An 18,078-nucleotide genomic window follows, 5' to 3' on the forward strand; every position below is an offset into this window, starting at 1 on the left:
TCCATACCCAAGACATTGTGCGCCTGGCCGGAATACCAGATTCCGTCCTGGCTGGTGTCGCCATAGATGACCAGTGGCGAGTTCGGCCCGGCGCCGCCGGTGACGATAATATGGTCGCCACCGACACGCCTGCCACCGTCCAGCGTTATATCGACACCGGAGACGGTCATCGCAACACCGGCTTTCGGCGTCAGCGCAACGCTCTGCAGCGTTATCACGCTCGCAGTGAGCGCCTGGATGGTGAACGTGCCGGCAAATCCGCTCAGCTGCACCTTCTGGCCCACATAGAAGCCATCCGCCAGCCAGCTGCCGACACTGCGTGTCAGGCTGTTGGTGGTGATGTTGACGGTCGCCGTGCCGGTGATGGCGCGCGGCTCCGCGACGTGCAGTGAACGCTCGGCATAGCTGTTGAACGTGTTGAGCGCGAGCACCGTGCCGGCTGGCTGGCCGGCGCGTGTGTTCGGTGCGCTGAGCACCAGCTTGCTGCCGTCACCCCATGTCAGCGCGGAGTTGCTCGGCGCCGGCAGGGTCGCATCGGCGATCGCCAGAATGGTGCGCGTGTAGGTTTCGCCCGCAAGCTGGATTACCTGGCCAACCTGATAGCGGTCCTCCGACCAGTCGCGGCCGTCCTGACGGGTGACGATGATCTGTCCACCGGTTCCGGCGGCGATGTTCATCGGGCCGGTGCTTTCCAGATACATGTTGCCGCCGCCATGAACGAGCGTCAGCGCGCCATGCTGGCCTTGCACGTAGAAGCTCTTCACCGCGCTGTTTTGCGTCGCGAGCGGCGCGCCCTCGAGCGTCAGCGAGTAGCCGTCTTCCGATATCTCGATGATGCGGAAGTTACGCTTGCCGCTGGCATCGACCATCGTCACCAGATGTCCGGCGAGGTAGCCTTCAGCGGCCCATTTGACGTTGTCGTGGCGCGTGACGATGCCGCCGGTATAAGTTGGGTCGACATCGACTTCGGCCACCACGGTCTGCAGCACGGCGTTGGTCACGGGGTTGATGCGATTGATGGTGCGCGGTGCTTCCGAGACCGGCGCGAGTTGTCCGCCGATGACGCGCATGACCGCGCCGGCGATCGCCACGATCTGATACTCGCCCTGCGCAAAGTCTTCGGCGATCGAGATGAAGTCCCCGACCGCAAAGCCGGCCCAGTTGCCGCCGTCGGTGCGCGTGATAATGCCGCCCGCCGTCGTCGTGGCCACATCCACCGACTTGTTGAGCGTGATCACATCCTTATCGAAGGCGGTGATGGTGTGCGGCCCGTCCGCCACGCTGGCCAGCGTCGGTCCGCTCAGAACCAGGATCGAGTTGTCATTCGGATCCGCGCCTTCGGCCGGATTGGCCGGATTGATCAGCGCATCATTGATGGCGACGATCGTCCAGACGCCCGGCAGGTTGTCGATCTTCACCGTTTGGCCGACGAGGAAGCCCATCGCTTTCCAGTCGAATCCGGTGCGCACGATGGTGCCGCCGTTGACGCCGGATGGCGTTATGTCGAACGTGCTCGTCACCTGCACCGGCGGCGCAGGATTGAGCGTGCCCTCGATGACGAGCTTGTCGTTGCCTTCACCGAGCATCAGATTGACCACCTCGATGGTGCTCTTGGTGCTGTCGGTGCCGAAATCGCCGTTCTGGTCGACGCTGATGCGTCCGAAGCTGATGCCACCCGGGAAGAAGCCGGATTCACCGAAAGTCGGATCGCCGGTCACACCGAGCCCCAGGCTTAGATTGTCAGCCATGTTGAAGCCGGTGAGCGTCGTCGCCGTCATCACGCCGCCGACATCTTCCTTGCTGGTGTCGTTGAAGATGTTCAGCACGTCGATCTGTTGCGATTCCGGCGGCTGCTGGCCGATCGCGATCAGGAAGTCGTCGGCTTCGCCTGGCAGCTTGAGGCCGTTCTCGAGTGAACGGTCGGCGCCGGTGACGCCGCCCTCGACAGCCAACGGTCCGCGCAGCTTGGACAGGTAATGGCCGGAAACCGGGAAAACCTTGACGCCTTCGCGGGTGATCGGCACTTCGTATTCGGTGTCGGCGCGCAGTTCGACCGTCTGCTGCTGGTAGTAGTTGGCCGGCGTGAACACGGCCAGGGCCGCGGTGCGAACCACGTGCACATCGTTCAGCGTGGCGCCGAGATGCGGCAGGATCTGCGCGACATTGGTGCCGGTGATCTGGATCGAGGTGTCCTTGGTGTCGTTGTCGCCGCGGATGATCGCGATCTTGAAGTCGCCGATCAGATTGTCGGCCGTATCGAACACGCGGATCCACTGTCCTTCGAGGAAACCGAATGACAGCCAGCCATCGTCCTTGTCGCCAAGTCCGGCGATGGTGATCCGGTAGGTCGGCACAAGTCCTTCCATGACCTGCTCGAAGCGGATATTGCCGGTGTACTCGCCGTCCCGCGCCAGATCGGACAGGATGACGTCGTCCTTCGCGCCTGTCGCTGCCAACAGCCTGTCGACCTTGAAGAACTTTCCGTCCGCATCGATCGAGGTGATGAAATAGTCGCCGCTGCCGGCGCCGGCATTGCCGATGCGTATCTGCTGGCCGACGAAGAAGCCTTCATCGACGAAGCTGCCGAGATCGGCACCGGTGCTACGCGTGATCTTGCCCAAGCCACCTTCGTTGGAGAAGACAAGATTGCCGTCGAATATCTGCGTTGGCCTGAGGCCGCCAATGATGCTGTATCCGGAGCCGGGCGTGACCGCGACGCCATTGACACTAACGACATCCGCCAGACCGTCCGTTAGTACCGCGACGCTGACGTTGGTCGACGGCGCCTTGGTCAGCCGGATCGTATAGTCGTCGGTGTCCGATCCATCGCCGTTGAGCAGCGTATTGCCTTCACTCTCCAGCACAACCGCGCCGGCGCTGTCATTGTCGATCACGTCGATGTCGACATAGCCCGGGCCTGAGCGCAGGTTCGGGAAGACATAGTTGTGGTTGGCGTCGACTGTCAGCGCCTGGTCGAGCTGGAAGAAGATCGCCGCCGTGTGCGGGTCCTCACGCGGGATGTCGTCGCGCGCTTCGATGCCGACGCGCACCGCATCGTTCCAGTTGCCGCTGTCGAAAGTGATGCGCCAGTAGCCGTCGGCACCCTTGAACATGCGGTTGTCGAGACCGTTCGGATCATCGACGTCGTAGATCATGATGTTTTCGTCGCTGAACTCGTTGACGTACAACTTGACGACGATCGTGTCGCCCGCGTCGGGCGCCTTGGCGAGCTGCACCAGCAGTTCGTCATTCAGCTTGGTCGTGGCATTGCCTTCGATGACCAGCGAGCGGCCATCTTCGGTGTTCGTGCCGGGCGTCACCTCGGTGACATAGATTCCGGGCGTGTCGTTGTCACGCAGGTCGACCTCGACGTTGCGCACGTCCGCCGCGTCGAAGGGATCGCCGTTCGGATAGGCCGCGGCCAGCAGTGCCGGTGCGACACCGCTGGTGTCGGAGATGACACTGTGCTGGACGACGACCACTCGATCGCCCTCAGCGCGCAAATCGTCGGGCGCATAGAGGTACACGTTCTGCGCCGTGTTCCAGTTGGTACTGTCGAAGGCCAGCACGATCGAGCGGTCGTTGATGATCGTCGGAACGCCGTTGATGGTGATGACATGCTGGAATTCGCCGTCGGTTCCGACAGCGCCGGGATCCAGCTTCGATAGCCAGATCGTATCGCCGATGCCATTCGGCAACGGTGCCGGATTGATCAGCGTGCCGTCTTCTTCCTGCTGTGGCGAACGTGCCGCCGAGATCGTCACATAGACGATCTGGCCGGCCAGCGGCGCCACCGCCAGCCTGACGGTGTAACTGTCGACATTGCGCGGCCCGCCTTCGCGAACAGCCGTGAAGCCATCCGTTTCGTCGATGCGGACGATGCCCTCCTGGGGGCCGGCCACGTGATAGTCGAAGCCGTCGACGAGGACGCCATCGTAGAGTGGATCGCCCGAAGTGACGAGGTGGTCAACGGCGCCGGAGGCACCTTCGAGTTCGCGCGTGATGATATCTTCCGTGACATCGCCCGCGACATTGATCGTGTCTGAACCCAGACCGCCGATAACGCGATAGGCTACGCCGAAAGCCGTCGATTGGACGAAGAATTCATCGTCGCCTTCAAGCCCGTCGACCTCGACCACTTCGATCGTGGTGTAGCGAACGTTGAGGCCGGCGCCGAAGATACCCTTATCGGTGATGGCGAAATCGTCGGCGAATTCCGTGCCGAGGATAACCAGCTTGTCAAAGCCGGTGCCGCCGTCGACCGAGACCGGCGCGTTGACGTTGTATTGCACTTCGTCTTCGCCGCCGCCGGCGCGGATGTCCGGCGCGCGCGCGACCGAGAAGCCGAGCCCGATGATCGACTTGGCGACGCCGAAGTCGTCCAGCACGATAACGTCGTCGGTATAGTCGTCAGGCGTCGAGTCAGCGTCGGCGAAATTGATCACGCCATCGCCATTGGTGTCGAGCGTCACCGCCGGCAAATCGTCCTGATCGATCGTGCCGTCACCATTCCAGTCCTGGTTGGCGACCGCCGCAATGGCGAACGCGCGGACGATGAACAGGTCGTTGTTGTCGTCGCCTTCGAGCCGCAATTCGGCCTGGTTGGCATAGACCCGGAATTCGTCGTTGCCGGTGCCGCCTTGCGCCACCATCGGCGCACTGATGCCCGGGCTCAGCCAGCCGCGTGTCGTGGCCACCATGTCGGGGAACACGTCCTGGTCGAGCAGGTTGCCGCCGAAGAACGGCGTGACGCCGTTTTCCGCATCGCCGGTGCGTTTGGTGCCGAATATCTGGCCGATGTTGAAGGAGTCGTCACCGGCGCCGCCTTGCAGCGAAACGATCGCCGTGGTGTCGTCGGAGTAGAAATTGTCGTTGCCGCCCTGCCCCTCGATGGTGATCCGGCCATTCAGCGCGGTGTCGTAGTTGATGCGCGCGACTTCGTTCGAAGGCTCATTGTCCTCGATCGTATCGGCATAGGTCTTCGGCTGTCCGTAGACCATGGCGACGTAGCCTGGACGGTCGGCGGCTTCGTGCGGCAGATAGTTGGCGCCGCGCAGCAGGAAGATGTCGTCGATCGGCTTGTTGCCGCCGATCAGACCATTCTGCGACGAATCGTACCCGAAGATCGTCAGTTCATCGACACCGTCGATAGGACGCCCGCTGTCGAGAATGTTGATGACGTAATTGCGCTGGAAGTCGGTGCCCGCGGTGCCCTGCCCCGGATTGTTGGAGCCAAGCGTGTAGATCTCATAGAGATCGGTGCCCGACACGCCGTCGAGCGTAAGCGTGTGCTCGGCCGCCGTCTGCATGTTCGGAGAGGTTTGCGTCGTGGTATCCTGGAGGTAGTAGACGCGGAAGCGGTCTTCGCCATCGACGTTGTTCACATCGAGGTTCTGGCTGCCATAGGCGCGGGTCTTCGAGCCGAGGAAGACGTAACCGGCGCTGCCCTGCGTGTTGGTGCCACCGGCACCGGACGTGTCGCCGAACTGGATCGTGTCGACATCCGTATTGCCGAAGATTCGGGTCAGCACGGTCGGTCCGGTGACCGGGTTCGCTGTCAGCGTCGGCGTTGCCGAGCCGACCGGCGCGCCGATCGTCTTGTTGCCCGGCGTCACGGTTGCGTTGGCGATGATGCGGCCGCGCAGCACCATCACGGTGCCGAAGGCGAAATCCAGGTTGACGAGCGCATGGATGACCTCGTTGGTCGCCGACACGTCGCCATAGATGTCGATGCTCTTGGCCGCCAGCGTTTCGCTGTTGGAATCGAGCGTTACGTTGTCGCCGACGCGCAGCAGCACGGAACCCTTTTCGGCGAAGATCTGGCCATGTGGGATCGCACGTGACGCATCGGGCTGGAAGGTCGGGAACGTCGTGCCATCTTCACCGAAGCGGGCACTGCCGCTGTGCAGCAGGTCGAGGTTCTCGCCCTGAACCGAGGTCTCGCGCACCGTGATGCGGATGTCGCCATCATAGGTGTGCGCCAGCACCAGCCGCAGATTGCCGGCGGTGCCGCCGGGAACCTCCGGCGCTTCGGCCAGGTAGATGTTGTTGCCGGCCTCAAGTGCGACGTCGTCATCGCTCGAACCGCGCGATGAATCGATCTCGAGGTCGTTGGTAAAGGCGCCGATGGAGCCATTGCCGTTGGCGTCGAGGTCGATGGTCTGCCCCATCACGTCGGCCAAATCGTCGCCCAAGCCGTTGTTGCGTGAATCCAGGATCGAGCCCGCGACGGTCCTTAGCGACACATCACGGATCGTGTGGACGGTATGAACATGCATGTCGCCGACGACTTCGTCGAGGAAGATGCCCAAAGTCGCATCCGCGCTGATGTCGAAGGCGCGCAGCACACCGAGCCCGCCGGCGCCATTGCGGTTGTCAACGTTGATCTCGAGGAAATTGCCCGGTTCACCAATGCCGCCCAGGGCCGAATTGATGTCAAGCAGCGTCGGGTTGAGCACCTCGGCAGCCACCTGGAAATGGGTCGGGTTAAACAGCCCCACGCCAGCGGCCATGGTGATGTTGCGGCCGGAGACATCGGCCTCGATCGAGGTCGGGTCGCCGTTGTCATTGCGCGCATCGAGGATGCGCCGCGGCGAATACAAAAGCACATCCGAGGCGTTGGAGCGAATGCGCTCGATGCGCATGTCACCGGTCTTTTCGGTCAGCGCGATGTAGCCATTGGTCAGCACGTCGATGTCGCCATTGCCGGCGATCTCGGTGATGCCCAGTACGTTGATGGTGGTCGCCGAGGGTGCGGGATTGGCTGCCGCGACGATGATGTCGCCGCCCGTGACGACCGAGCCTGCCTGCAGCCCGGGCAGCGTGCGCAGGCCGGTTGCCGGGTCGAGGCCCCGGAAATCATAGGTCGACGCGATTTCCGTGTTACCGGTGGCGAAGACGCCACGGCTCAGCGACGGGATAGCTCCCTCATCCGGCCGGAATTTATTGTAGTAGGTCTGTCCGCCCGCGGGCAACGCCGGCGCCTTGACCAGCAGGCCGCCGGACAGACCGTCGCCGAACTGTTCAATGCTGGCTTGCAGCAGCACGTCCGCCGTATTGCCGGCATTGATCCGGTCGATCTCGACGATGTAGAAGCCCCCGGCCGGCGCCTCGCGCAGCAGCGCCTTGAGGTCGAGGCTGATGTTGCCGAGCGCATCGGTGGTGAAGGTCTCAGCCGAAATCAGGCTATGCAGATCGGTCAGCGCGCCACCCGGTGCCAGATCGATGGCCGTGCCGGCCAGAGCGTTTGTCAACGTGGTCGCCAACTTGACGCTCTGCCCGTCGGGCGAAGCGATGATGTAGTAATAGCCGCCGTCGGTGAGCCCGCCGATGGCCGTGGTCACGGCATCGTAGCGCACCAGCTGGCCGGTATAGAAACGGTTCTCGACCCCAAGGAATACCTGGTTCGTCAAGCCGGCGACGCGGCCGGTGTCGAAGCCTATGCCGAGCGGCAGGCCGGCGCTGTCGACGATGTCGATGTTCACGCGCGCACCGGTCGCGCCGATGTTTTCGTCGGCGCGAATGTTCAGGATGTGGGTACGGATCAGCGACTGGCGGCCGTCACTGCCTGTGACGCCGCGATCGTTGGTGGCGAACACCGATCCGTCGGTGTTGACGATCGAGGTCGTGCCGATCGGGTTGTCGATCGTGCCGTTGATGTAGATATCGGAATGGCCTCCGGTGTCGGTGATCTCGACCAGCGTCGGCGCGACTTCGCGCACCACCTTGAAAGTCAGCGTCACACTCTGCGACGGGTTGAGCCATGCCAGCGGCTGCTCGTCGGTGACGACATCGATATTGTTGATAATGATGTCCTTGTCGGACTCGTTGCGGATCGACACGCGCTGCAACGTATCGCGGAACGTCCAGGTGCCGCCTGCGCCGATCATCGAGTTCGAATCGAACACCACGTCGCCGGGACCCGGATTGACGATGTTGTTGACGACAATGTCATTGCTTTGGATCGTGCTGCCTTCGCCTTCGGTCGCACTGCCGCCGCCCGCGGTGTCGTTGACCGACACTTCGACCGCGACATCGATCTGGCCCTCGGCGCCGACGACCAGTTGCTTGATGACCAGTTCGGGTGACCGGCCCGAAAGGATCAGCACGTCGGAATTGAAATTGATCGATTGCGGCCTGTCATCTGGACTGCTGCCGCTCGATCCGCCGGCGGCGAGCGAGCGCTTGCTGTCGTCGGCGTTGTCTGTCTGCGCGATATTCGGGCCGTTCACGGTCGAGGCAAACAAGGCCAGGTGCTCGGCCGAGCTCCCAGGCTCCTGCGGATAATCCGGGTGTCCGAGCACGACATCGCTATTGTCGCGCGGACCGGCCGTCACCAACGCTCCTGCCGCGCCGAAAATCTCGGACGAGACGTCGGTGTCGTTATGGGCGTCGGAATCGACGAAGCCGAACAGGCCCGTCGACCGGGCATAGGATTTCGCATGCGTGTCGACATTGTCGTAGCGGGTGATGAGGTCAACGCCTTCCCAACCCGTCAGGTCGGCGCCCGCATTGATCCGCACCTGCGCATCCGGCCGTGCCGTGATCGTGCTTTCGGCCTCGCCCTCGCCATAGAAACCGGCGCCGCGTCCGTCGCTGCCGGAGAAGACATGGAAGTTGTCGACCCGCGCCGCAAGCGAAGTGCGCCGCGCGCTGAGCACGGCGTTGGCCGCCAGCGAGACGATAGCGTCGGCCTGGTCGGCGTCCGGATCGACGTCCGGCGAGCCAATATTGACATGCGTGATGGCGTCGCCGTCACCGCCGAAGCCGATGCCGGAGGCGGTCGATTTCGCCGTCACATCGACGGATGCATTGGCCGTGGCCTTGGCCAACTGACCAGCCAGAACGATAGCATTGGAGCCGATCGTCGAAACCGTATTGTATTCGATGCGGACATCGGTGGTCGGGTCGGCCAGGCCGACCGCACCGCCAGCGCTCGACTGCGAGGCGGCGCTGGTAATGGCATTGCTTGCCGAGGCCAGCGTGAAGTTCTTGCCCGCGGTGATACGTGTGTTATCGCTGATCGTCGCCGCGCTGATGATGTCCTGATAGCTGCGCGCATCGGCATCGCCGATGGCGACGAAGCCGCCGGTGCCATTGACCGCGTAGGAGGAGGTGTTGGTCGTCACCGATGTGCTGACGGTCACGTTGCCCACGGTCGTGATCTGCGTCGCGGAGATCGTCGCCGAGACGTTCGGATTGCTGATGATGTCGGCATCGTTGATCTGCACGCCGACGAAGCCGCCGCCGGAACCCTTGGCATAGGCCGAGGAGACTCCGTCGCCCGATTGCGGGGCGATCTCACTGAGCGGAACCTCGCCCGGGCCAAACAGGAATTGCCCCGGTGACGCCGATGTGGCGCTGTCGTTGATGTCGATGCGCAGTTGCTGCTCGCTATCGGCGGCCGCCGAGATGTCAACCGCCAGCGCAGTGAGGCTGTGATTGCCGTAAGGGCCGGCAATCGCCGTCGGTGTCAGAGCAATCTGACTGCCCCCGCTCGGTGCATTCCACAGTTCGAACGTGTTGTCGCCAGGGCCACTGACGCCGCGCACATAATAGGTCTTGCCGTCTTCCAGCCCGCCGATCGGCAGATTCTTGGCATTGACCAGCGAATGTATATCGCTGGCGCCGACGTTGAGCGCCGGATTGGCACTGAGGCCCTTGTTCGGGGCCAGTGCGATGATCGGCTGATCGAAGGTCTTTGTCTGCGTTCCCGCCGTGACGCTGTTCGCGACAGTAAGGATCAGCGTGCTACCGGAAACACTGGCGATCGTGAACGTGCCAGAATTGGCGCCGCCGCCGCCGATGAACAGCGTGCCAGCGGCAAAGCCGTTGTCGGCCCAGTTGAGGCCGTCGGTGCGGATGATGCGGTCGCCAGCGGCATTGCGAACGAACTGCACCTCTTCGGTGATCGCGTCGTTACGCTTGAGCTGGATCGTCGAGGAGTTGACGACATGCACACGGTAGGTCTGGCCGTCGACCAGGCCGCCGATCGCCAGACCGGTTCCTCCGCTCGCATTCTTGACGTCGTAGACGACGTGTTCGCCCTCGACGAAGCCATGCGCCAGCGCGTTCCCGTCATCGTCGAAGAAACGGATGTCATCGGCGTTGGCATCGGCGATTGGGGAGCCATCAGGGTTGAGGCTGCTCGAATTGACGTCCACCTGGCGACTGACGAAAGTGCGCGCGTCCGGCGCCTCATAGGTCACCGCCGTCCCATTGACGAAGCCATGCGCCGCGATGGTTATGCTGTTGCCCGCGACATCGTCCGGTTGGAAATTCTTGAGGTAATTCTGTGGGTTGACCGCCTTGTCGAAGGTGCCCACCAGCTTGATGTGCGACCCGTCTATGACCAGCACATAATAGAGATTGCCCTCGGTCAGCCCAAAGCTGTCGACTGTTTCGTCTGGTCCCGGATAGTAGCGGACGGCATCGCCGCTCAGGAAATTATGGCCACCCGCGAACTCGATGATCTCGGTGTTTGGATCGATGTCGGCGGCATTGAAGACGGAGCCGAAATAGAGCGTGTTCGGATCTGTCACGCCTGCATTGACGACATTGATCACGCTGTACTGACGGTTCACGGCCGAATCGTCCGGATCCGGCCAGTTGAGGCCGGGAATGACGGCGCCGCCGCTTCCGGCATCATATTCGACCGTATCGCCGGTCACCAATCCATGCCCGTTCACGGTGATCGTGTTGGCGGTGCCGTCGACATCGACGATTTCGTAGGTCGGCTGCACGCCGGGGATCGGCGAGGCGGAGGCTTCGACCAGGATATCGCCGGTCGCGTTGATCACCGCGCCAGCGCCGATCGAGCTCGCAACCGTCGGGCTGACATGGGTCGTCGCATCCGAAGCACCGGCGCCGAAAATGCCGCCTATCGAAATGCCGACAACCTTGGCGTCGCCCTCGGTTTGCGCCTGTGCCTTCAGCCGCACATTGCGCGCCGACTGGATCGAGGTGTTGTTGCCGATCGAGGCGCTGACCGATGATGGGCTGGCTGTTGCGACCGCACTGTTGATGGTCAGTGCGCCAAGAACGCCGCCACCGGCGGCTTCCGCCACGGCGAGCGCGCCATTGACAGCGAGGGCTTCGATCATGATGTCCGTGACCGAGACGATGTTGGCGTTCATCGCGGCGTTGCTCTGGCCATTGGCCTCGGCTTCAGCCACGGAAGCACCGACCGCCGCCGCTCCGAACGAATTCGCTTCGGCATTGGCGACGGCATAGTTGCGAACGCGCGACTTGATGTTGATGTCACCGGTGATGGTGAATGCGCCGCCGGCGCCGATCGTGGTGTTGGCAACCGCATTGGACCTCGCGGTCGGCACCGAGCCCTGGCCGCTGAACAAGCCGCCGCCGGAGGCTTCCGCATAGGCCTTCGCCCCGCGGTCGGTCGCCGTCTCGCCCTGGTAATTGTGCGACGACAGCATGACGATGCCGCCGGCGTGAACCGTCGAATTGCCACCGATCGATGCAGTCACCGTCGGGACGACATTGACCGTCGCCAAGCTGGTGCCGGCCGCCAGTGCGCCGACTGAAAGCGCGAATATGTCGCCGGTCGCATCGTGCAGCGTCCACGCCTCGACCGTGAGGAGGCCCGTCGCGCTGATATTGGCGCCGCTGCCAATCGATGCCTCTACGTTCGGCTGAACATCTATGAAGGCGAAATTGAAGGTCAGTGCACCGAGCCCGGCAGCCAGCGCGAAGGTGTCGGAATCCACGTTGATCGTCGAGTCCGCATGGACCGTGATGGCCCCGACGGCGTCGACCTGCCCGATCTGGCTGCCCGTGCCGATCGTGGCCAGGACTTCCTTGGTGTTGTCGTCGTCATCGCCGATGGTGACGTCGCTGTAGGACGCGCCGACGGCCACCGCACCGGCTTGTATGCCGGTGGTCAGCACGTCAAACGTCTGGTTGCTGGTCGCCGAGACCGTGAGGCTGGCCGCGTCGTTGACCACCGTGTTGTCGAGCAAGCCGGCCTGTACGCGGCTGGTATCGTTGACCACCGCGACCGATGCACCGAGGCCGACGAAGCCGGCCTGCAAGGCGACAGTCGTGACATCGATATTCTGGCCGAAATGGCTTTCAAGGCGGATGGCATTGCCAGCCTTGAGGTTTCCGCCGGCCTTCGCTCTCACCTGGCCCGAGACATTGACGACGGAAATCGACGCGCCCAGGCCGACAAGACCGGCGCCCAGGCTGCCGACCAGGATGTTGGCTTTCATCTGTTCACGCGCGTTCACGACGATGTCGTAACCAGCCTCGACCGTCGCACCGCCTTCGACGGAGGCGGTGGTGCCACGCTCGTCGGTGACGGCGGCGGTTAGCTTGTTGGTCAGGGCGCCTGAGGTCAGTGCGTTGGCGCCGACCTTGTCGCGGGCGCCTTCAACACCAGCCTTGACGCGTGAGTCGGCCGTGTTGCTGTTGGCGCCGCTGCCGAAGCGGCCCAATTCCCCGGTGATGCCTGCGACGCCACCGTCGGCCTGTTCGCCGGCCTCGTCGTTGGCGGTCTTCGAGCTTCCGTCGTCCTTCGTCGCGTTGCCACTGCCACCCTGGTTGTCCTGGTAGGAATCGGTGAACGCCTCGCCGATCGACCAGACCGACACGGACGCGCCAAGCCCGGCGACGCCGACGCCGCCGCTGAAGGCGAACCCACGCAGAACCTTGATTGCGACCGCATTGACCGAGACGTCACCGCGCGCCCGCACCATGGCGTTGGCGTTGATCGCGGCAACCGTATCGTTCTTGATGCTGCCGAAGTCGATACCGCCGGCCAGACCGACGAAACCGGCGCCGAGAGCGCCCGCGAAGGACGTGACCCGGACCTCGTTGGCCGCGTTGACATAGACGCCTTGTGCGCCCGACACCGTGCCTGGATGGGCGAGGTAATCTGCAGCGCCCTGATTGATGTCGGCGCCGACCCCGATCAGCGCCTTGGTGTCGGAATTGAGCAGCGTCACGGTGACGGAGCCAGCCAGGCCGACGTAAAGGCCGGCTGCACCGGCGACCGTGACGTTCGTGACCTCTTCCGACGATTCGGCCTGCACGATGACGCCATGCGCCTCGGCCGCGCCGAAGCTAGTCGGATCGCCGCCGCCGACGATCGTGCCGGTCAGCACGCCGCCGATGCCGGCACCGTTGCCGGACGCGTCGATGCTGGCATTGTCGCCGATCGTCGCTTCGGTGAGCTTGTCGACATTGACGACCGCGACCGATCCGGCGGCACCGCCGCCCGACAGGCCGATGGCGACCGCACCCGCGACCACCACCACCTCGGAATCGTCCTTGGCCATGACGGCGACGTCGCCGCCGGCGACAATTGTCGCGTTGGCACCGACACGGGCATAGGTCTCGGTGTCGAACGACAGCACCGAGACGCCGCCCGCCAGGCTGACCGTGCCGCTGAAGGCAAGACCGGCGGAGACCACGATGACCTTTTCCTTGGATGTGGCGATCACCGCAACGTCGTTGTTCGCCTTCACGTCCGCGCCGTCATTGATCGTCGCGACCGTGTCGACCTTGATCACCGACACGTCGACGCCGGGCGCGCCCGCGCCCGAACCGCCGAAAGCCGCACCGGCCCCGACACCGACATGGCTGAAGTCGCTCGCCGCCGCAACCAGCACGGACTGTCCTGCATTTCCGGGGCCGGCCATGTCCTGGTTGATCTGCGCATCGGCTCCGATGAACGCCTTCGTCTTGGTATCGACGACGTTGACCGCCGCACCGACAGCCACGCCGACCGAACCGCCGCCGCCGACGGAAATCGCAAAAGTCTCGACATCATCCTTCGCCGAGGCGGAGACGGCCACGCCACGGAAGCCGGTATCGACCGACGCGGTCGCAACCCGGTTCTGGGTCAAGCCCGGATCCTGCTGGACGTCGTCGCCACCCTCCTGGTCGAGGTTCTTGAACTGGGTGAGGCCCGACGGCGTACCAGCCTCCAGGCTGCTCGCGGTCGGCTTGTTGCCGCCCTGCGGGTCGAAGCTCGACATCGCCTGGCTGCCCGCATACTCGATTTGGTAGCGGCCGGTTCTCGCCGCGACCGTGCCGTGGCCCTCGCCGGTGACGCGTGCGCCTGCGCCGATGAAGGCATCCGTCACCTTGTCGACAACCGCAACGCCGGCCGCGACGCCGACGCCGGCACTGCCGCCAATCGCCACGCCGCCAACAATCAGGTCCATCTCGGTCTCGTCGAGTGCCTGGACAAGCACGCTGCCGCGTGCCCGCACATCCGTCAGGCCGCCGATCGGCGCCAGCGGGTCCGAGCCAATGAAGGCGCGGGTCTTCAGATTCAGCACGAAGACGTCAGCCGTCAGCGTGACGCCAGCGCCGCTCGACGCGCCCGCGGCCACGGAGAACGAACCTATGTCCTCGTTGCCGGTTGCTTCGACCGTCACATTGCCGTCGACGTCGATGTCGGCGCCCGCTTCGATCGATGCAGTCGTCGTCTTTGTCAGCGTCGACACATTGACGCCGGCGCCGACGCCGGCACTGCCGGCGGAAACCGCGAGCGAGCCCGCGATTGTCAGGATATCGGTTTCGTCGCTTGCAAAGACCGAAACGCCGGGATCATTGGCGAGCGTCTGGCCGGAAACCTTGCTGTTTGCACCGATGCGAGCCGTCGTTGTCTCGGTCAGCACCGTCACAGCGACCGAACCGGCGACCGCCGCCTGCGCGGAAGCAGCGCCGGCGGCTGCGATGATCAGCACGTCATCGGTGGAAATCGCCGATACGGAGAGGCCGTTTGCGCCACCGGTGACCACGTCGGCGTCGCCATAGAGCTCCGCCTTTACATCGTCGAGATGGACAAACACCGTTCCGGAAATACCGATGCCGGCGCTTTGGCCGAACGCCGCCGCGCCAGCCAGCAGGAACACGTCCGCGTCGCCGGTCGCCGTCACGGAGACATCTCCGCCGGCGCCCAGATGCGATTTGTTCAGCGTGCTGCCGGCCTCGACGAAGGCCTGGGTCGATGTGTCGAGGTAAAGCACGCCGACCGATGCCGCGACGCCGGCCGAGCCGCCGGCGCTGCCGCCGAACGTCGCCGCGATCGAGGTGATGTCGTCGAAGGAGTCGGCATTGATGATGATGTTGCCGGCAGTCGTATCCAGATCCGCGCCACCACCCATCCAGGCGCTGGTGTTGCGCGTGATCACCTGCACGTCCAGGCCGATGCCGACGCCGGCATTGCCGTTCAGCGTGAGGCCGATGCCGCCCGCCCCGCTGACCACGGTCAGCAGGTCCGTCGCCTCGATCTTGATGCCGGTTCCGGCTTCGAGGTCGGAGTTGTCGTTCACCGACGCGTGCGTCTCCATGAAGATCACGTTGACGCTGGACGAGCCGCCGACGGCAAAGCCGCCCGACGCACCGGCGATGCCGGCGGCGAAGCTGGTGACGGCCAACGAGCCGATGACCGGCAGGTCTTCCGAGATCGGCAGCAGTTCGGCATGCGAGGTGACGTTGATCGCGCCCTGCGCTTCAGCGTCGAGATTGATGCCGGTCTGCGCCTTGGTGTTGAGATCGTTGACGATGTTGACGGTGACCGCGATACCCACGCCGCCACCGCCGCTGCCGGTGCTCAAAGCCGCACCGCCGGCCAGGTTCTGCATTTCATTGAGACTGACGGCGCCGATCTCGATATTGCCGGTGTTGGCGTCGAGATCGACATTGTCGCCGACCGATGCCAGCGTGTCGACATCAAGATAGTTGACGCCAACCGAGCCGCCGACCGCGGTGTTTTTCGACACTGCGCCGGAAAGGGCGCGCGCCTGGAACGTGTTCTTTTGTCCATTGCCGGTCGCGGCGCGGACCTCGATCGATCCGGCGGTCAGATCGGCGTTTGAACCGATCATCGCATTGTTGTCCAGCAGCACGATGTTGAGGCCGATCGCCGCGGCAACGCCGGTGTTGGAACTGGTGTTCGTGGACGTCGCTGTGGCCAATGCCCGCGCGTCGGTCGTGCTGATCGCCTCGACCTTCATCGCGCCTGTGCCGGCGATCGTCACATCGCCGGCGATCTGCGCCTGGTTGTCCGCATCGAGGAAGTTGACGGCGATCGTCGCTGCCACATTGGTGCCGCCGGAGCCGTTGCCGCCCTGCGTGCCCTTGCCGGTCTGCGCATTGCTGTTGCTGTCGGCCTGGCCAAGGCTGCTGCCGCCGCTCTGCGAGGGCGTCTTGGTGCCGCCGCTCTGGTTCTTGGCCATCTCGGTCTGGTTGGTCGTCTCCTGATCGGAGCTGGCACTGTCCGTTGTGCCATCGGACTTCTTGGTGGATTGGCCCTTCGAACTCGCCTTGGACTCTGCCTTGGTGTCGAGCATCGAGGTCGCGGTGATCGTCACCGTGCCGACGTTCTGGAAATTGCGGCCGAGGAAAGCGTCGTTGGTGACTTCGCCGATATTCAGCGCGATCGACGCGCCAACGCCGACGCTGCTGCCGGCGGCTTCGCCATCGGCAAGCGTGTGAACCGTACCGGTGTGCGACGCTTGCGCGGCCAAATTGCCCGTCAGCGTGATCGTTGCGCCGCCGCCGGTGCCGATGTGCGCATCCGTGTCGTTGTCGAAATAGGCGACAGCGATCGCGCCCCCGATGCCGGTTGCGCCCTCGGCGCCGGCCTTGGCCGTCGTCGTCAGCGTATCATTGGATGTCGCGGTGACGGTGAAATTGCCGGTCGTCCCGCTAACCGTCTCGCCGTTCTCGATGCCGGCAAACGTGGTGTTCAAGCCGATGCCGAGCGCGATCGACGCGCCGACGCCGACGCTGCCCGAGCCGCTTCCGGCCCCGGAGGAGGTCGCCGTCGTTGTGGTTACAGTCGTGTTGATCGCCGTGAGCAGAACATTGCCGCCGGTCAATGTAACCGTCGCGGCGCCGCTTGCTGGCTGATCGGCATGGTCGAGACCAATCACGCCAAGCGTGTCGGTATCGGCGAAGCTCAGCCCGAACGAACCGGCCACGCCGATATCGCCGCCGCTGGCGCCGGAGGTCGACTCGGCGCCGAAACGATGCGTCACGTCACCGCCGACGTTCTTCATCTTGGCTTCGGCTTTCACCCCGTCGGCCGTAATGATGCTGCCAGCCCCGATCGACGCCTCGTTGCGCATCGTCGCGATATTGATCGCCACTGCGACACCGACAGCGGTGCCGCTGTCGCTCGTCTTTGCGGTGCCATCGGCTTTCGCCGTCGCGTCCATATTGTTGGACGATTGTAAATTGAGTTCACCGACGCCAGCGCCATCACCGGCAACAACCGTGCGCCCGTCATTGATCGACGCCACCGCCAGTGACGACGAGACATTGAGGGCAAGCGCTGCCGCGACGCTGACATCGCCGCCGCCGCTTCCACCTGAACTGTTGGCCGATTTGCTGGCGCTGTCGCCATCATTCGACTTGCTGTTGGCCAGACCGACTTCCTTGTCCCGTTGCTCGTCGGCCTTGGTGTTGCCGTCCTCGTCTTTCTCGGCGCCAGCGGCACTCGCAATCGACTCCGCCTTGCTGGAACCGTCATTGGCGGCCGACAGACTGATCGATCCGTTCGAACGAAGATTGCGGTTCGATGTCGAGAACGCACGGTTGTCCACGAAGGCAAGCGCGATCGCCGCGCCGATTGCCGTCGAGCCGATGGCATCCCCATCGGCCAGCGTCGTGCTCACGCCGTGATTGCTGGCGCTGGCCGACAAATTGCCGGTGATGTCGAGTTCGCCGCCGGAACCGATTGACGACTCGGTGTTGTTGTCGATGACGTCGATCGCCACCGCACCGCCGATGCCAACATCGCCGCCTTCCGCGCCCGCTTCTGCCTTGGTGGCAGCTGTATGGTTGCCGGTCGCAATCATGGTGATAGCGTCGCCGGCAACGATGGTCGCGTTGTCGCGGATCGACGCCGAGGTGGAATTGTCGACGATGGTCAGGGCGACCGAACCACCGATGCCGAGTTCGCCCGCGGCGCCGCTCGCGTCGTCGGGAACCGCATCGGTCACGACGTTGGTGGTGGAGTTGGCGGTGAGCGACAGATCCGCGCCATTCAGATTGATCGAGGCGTTTGCCGCGACGTCGGCGGAAGCCTCGGTGATGACG

General features: G+C 63.9%; 1 protein-coding gene. It reads right to left on the minus strand.

The window, feature by feature from the left end:
* On the minus strand, nucleotides 1-18,078 hold an 18,078-nt coding region (locus tag EN964_RS05245), incomplete at both ends, for a hypothetical protein (RefSeq protein ID WP_164775739.1).

Origin of the sequence: Mesorhizobium sp. M7A.F.Ca.CA.001.10.2.1 (assembly GCF_003998575.1) — a bacterium.
GTDB lineage: Bacteria > Pseudomonadota > Alphaproteobacteria > Rhizobiales > Rhizobiaceae > Mesorhizobium.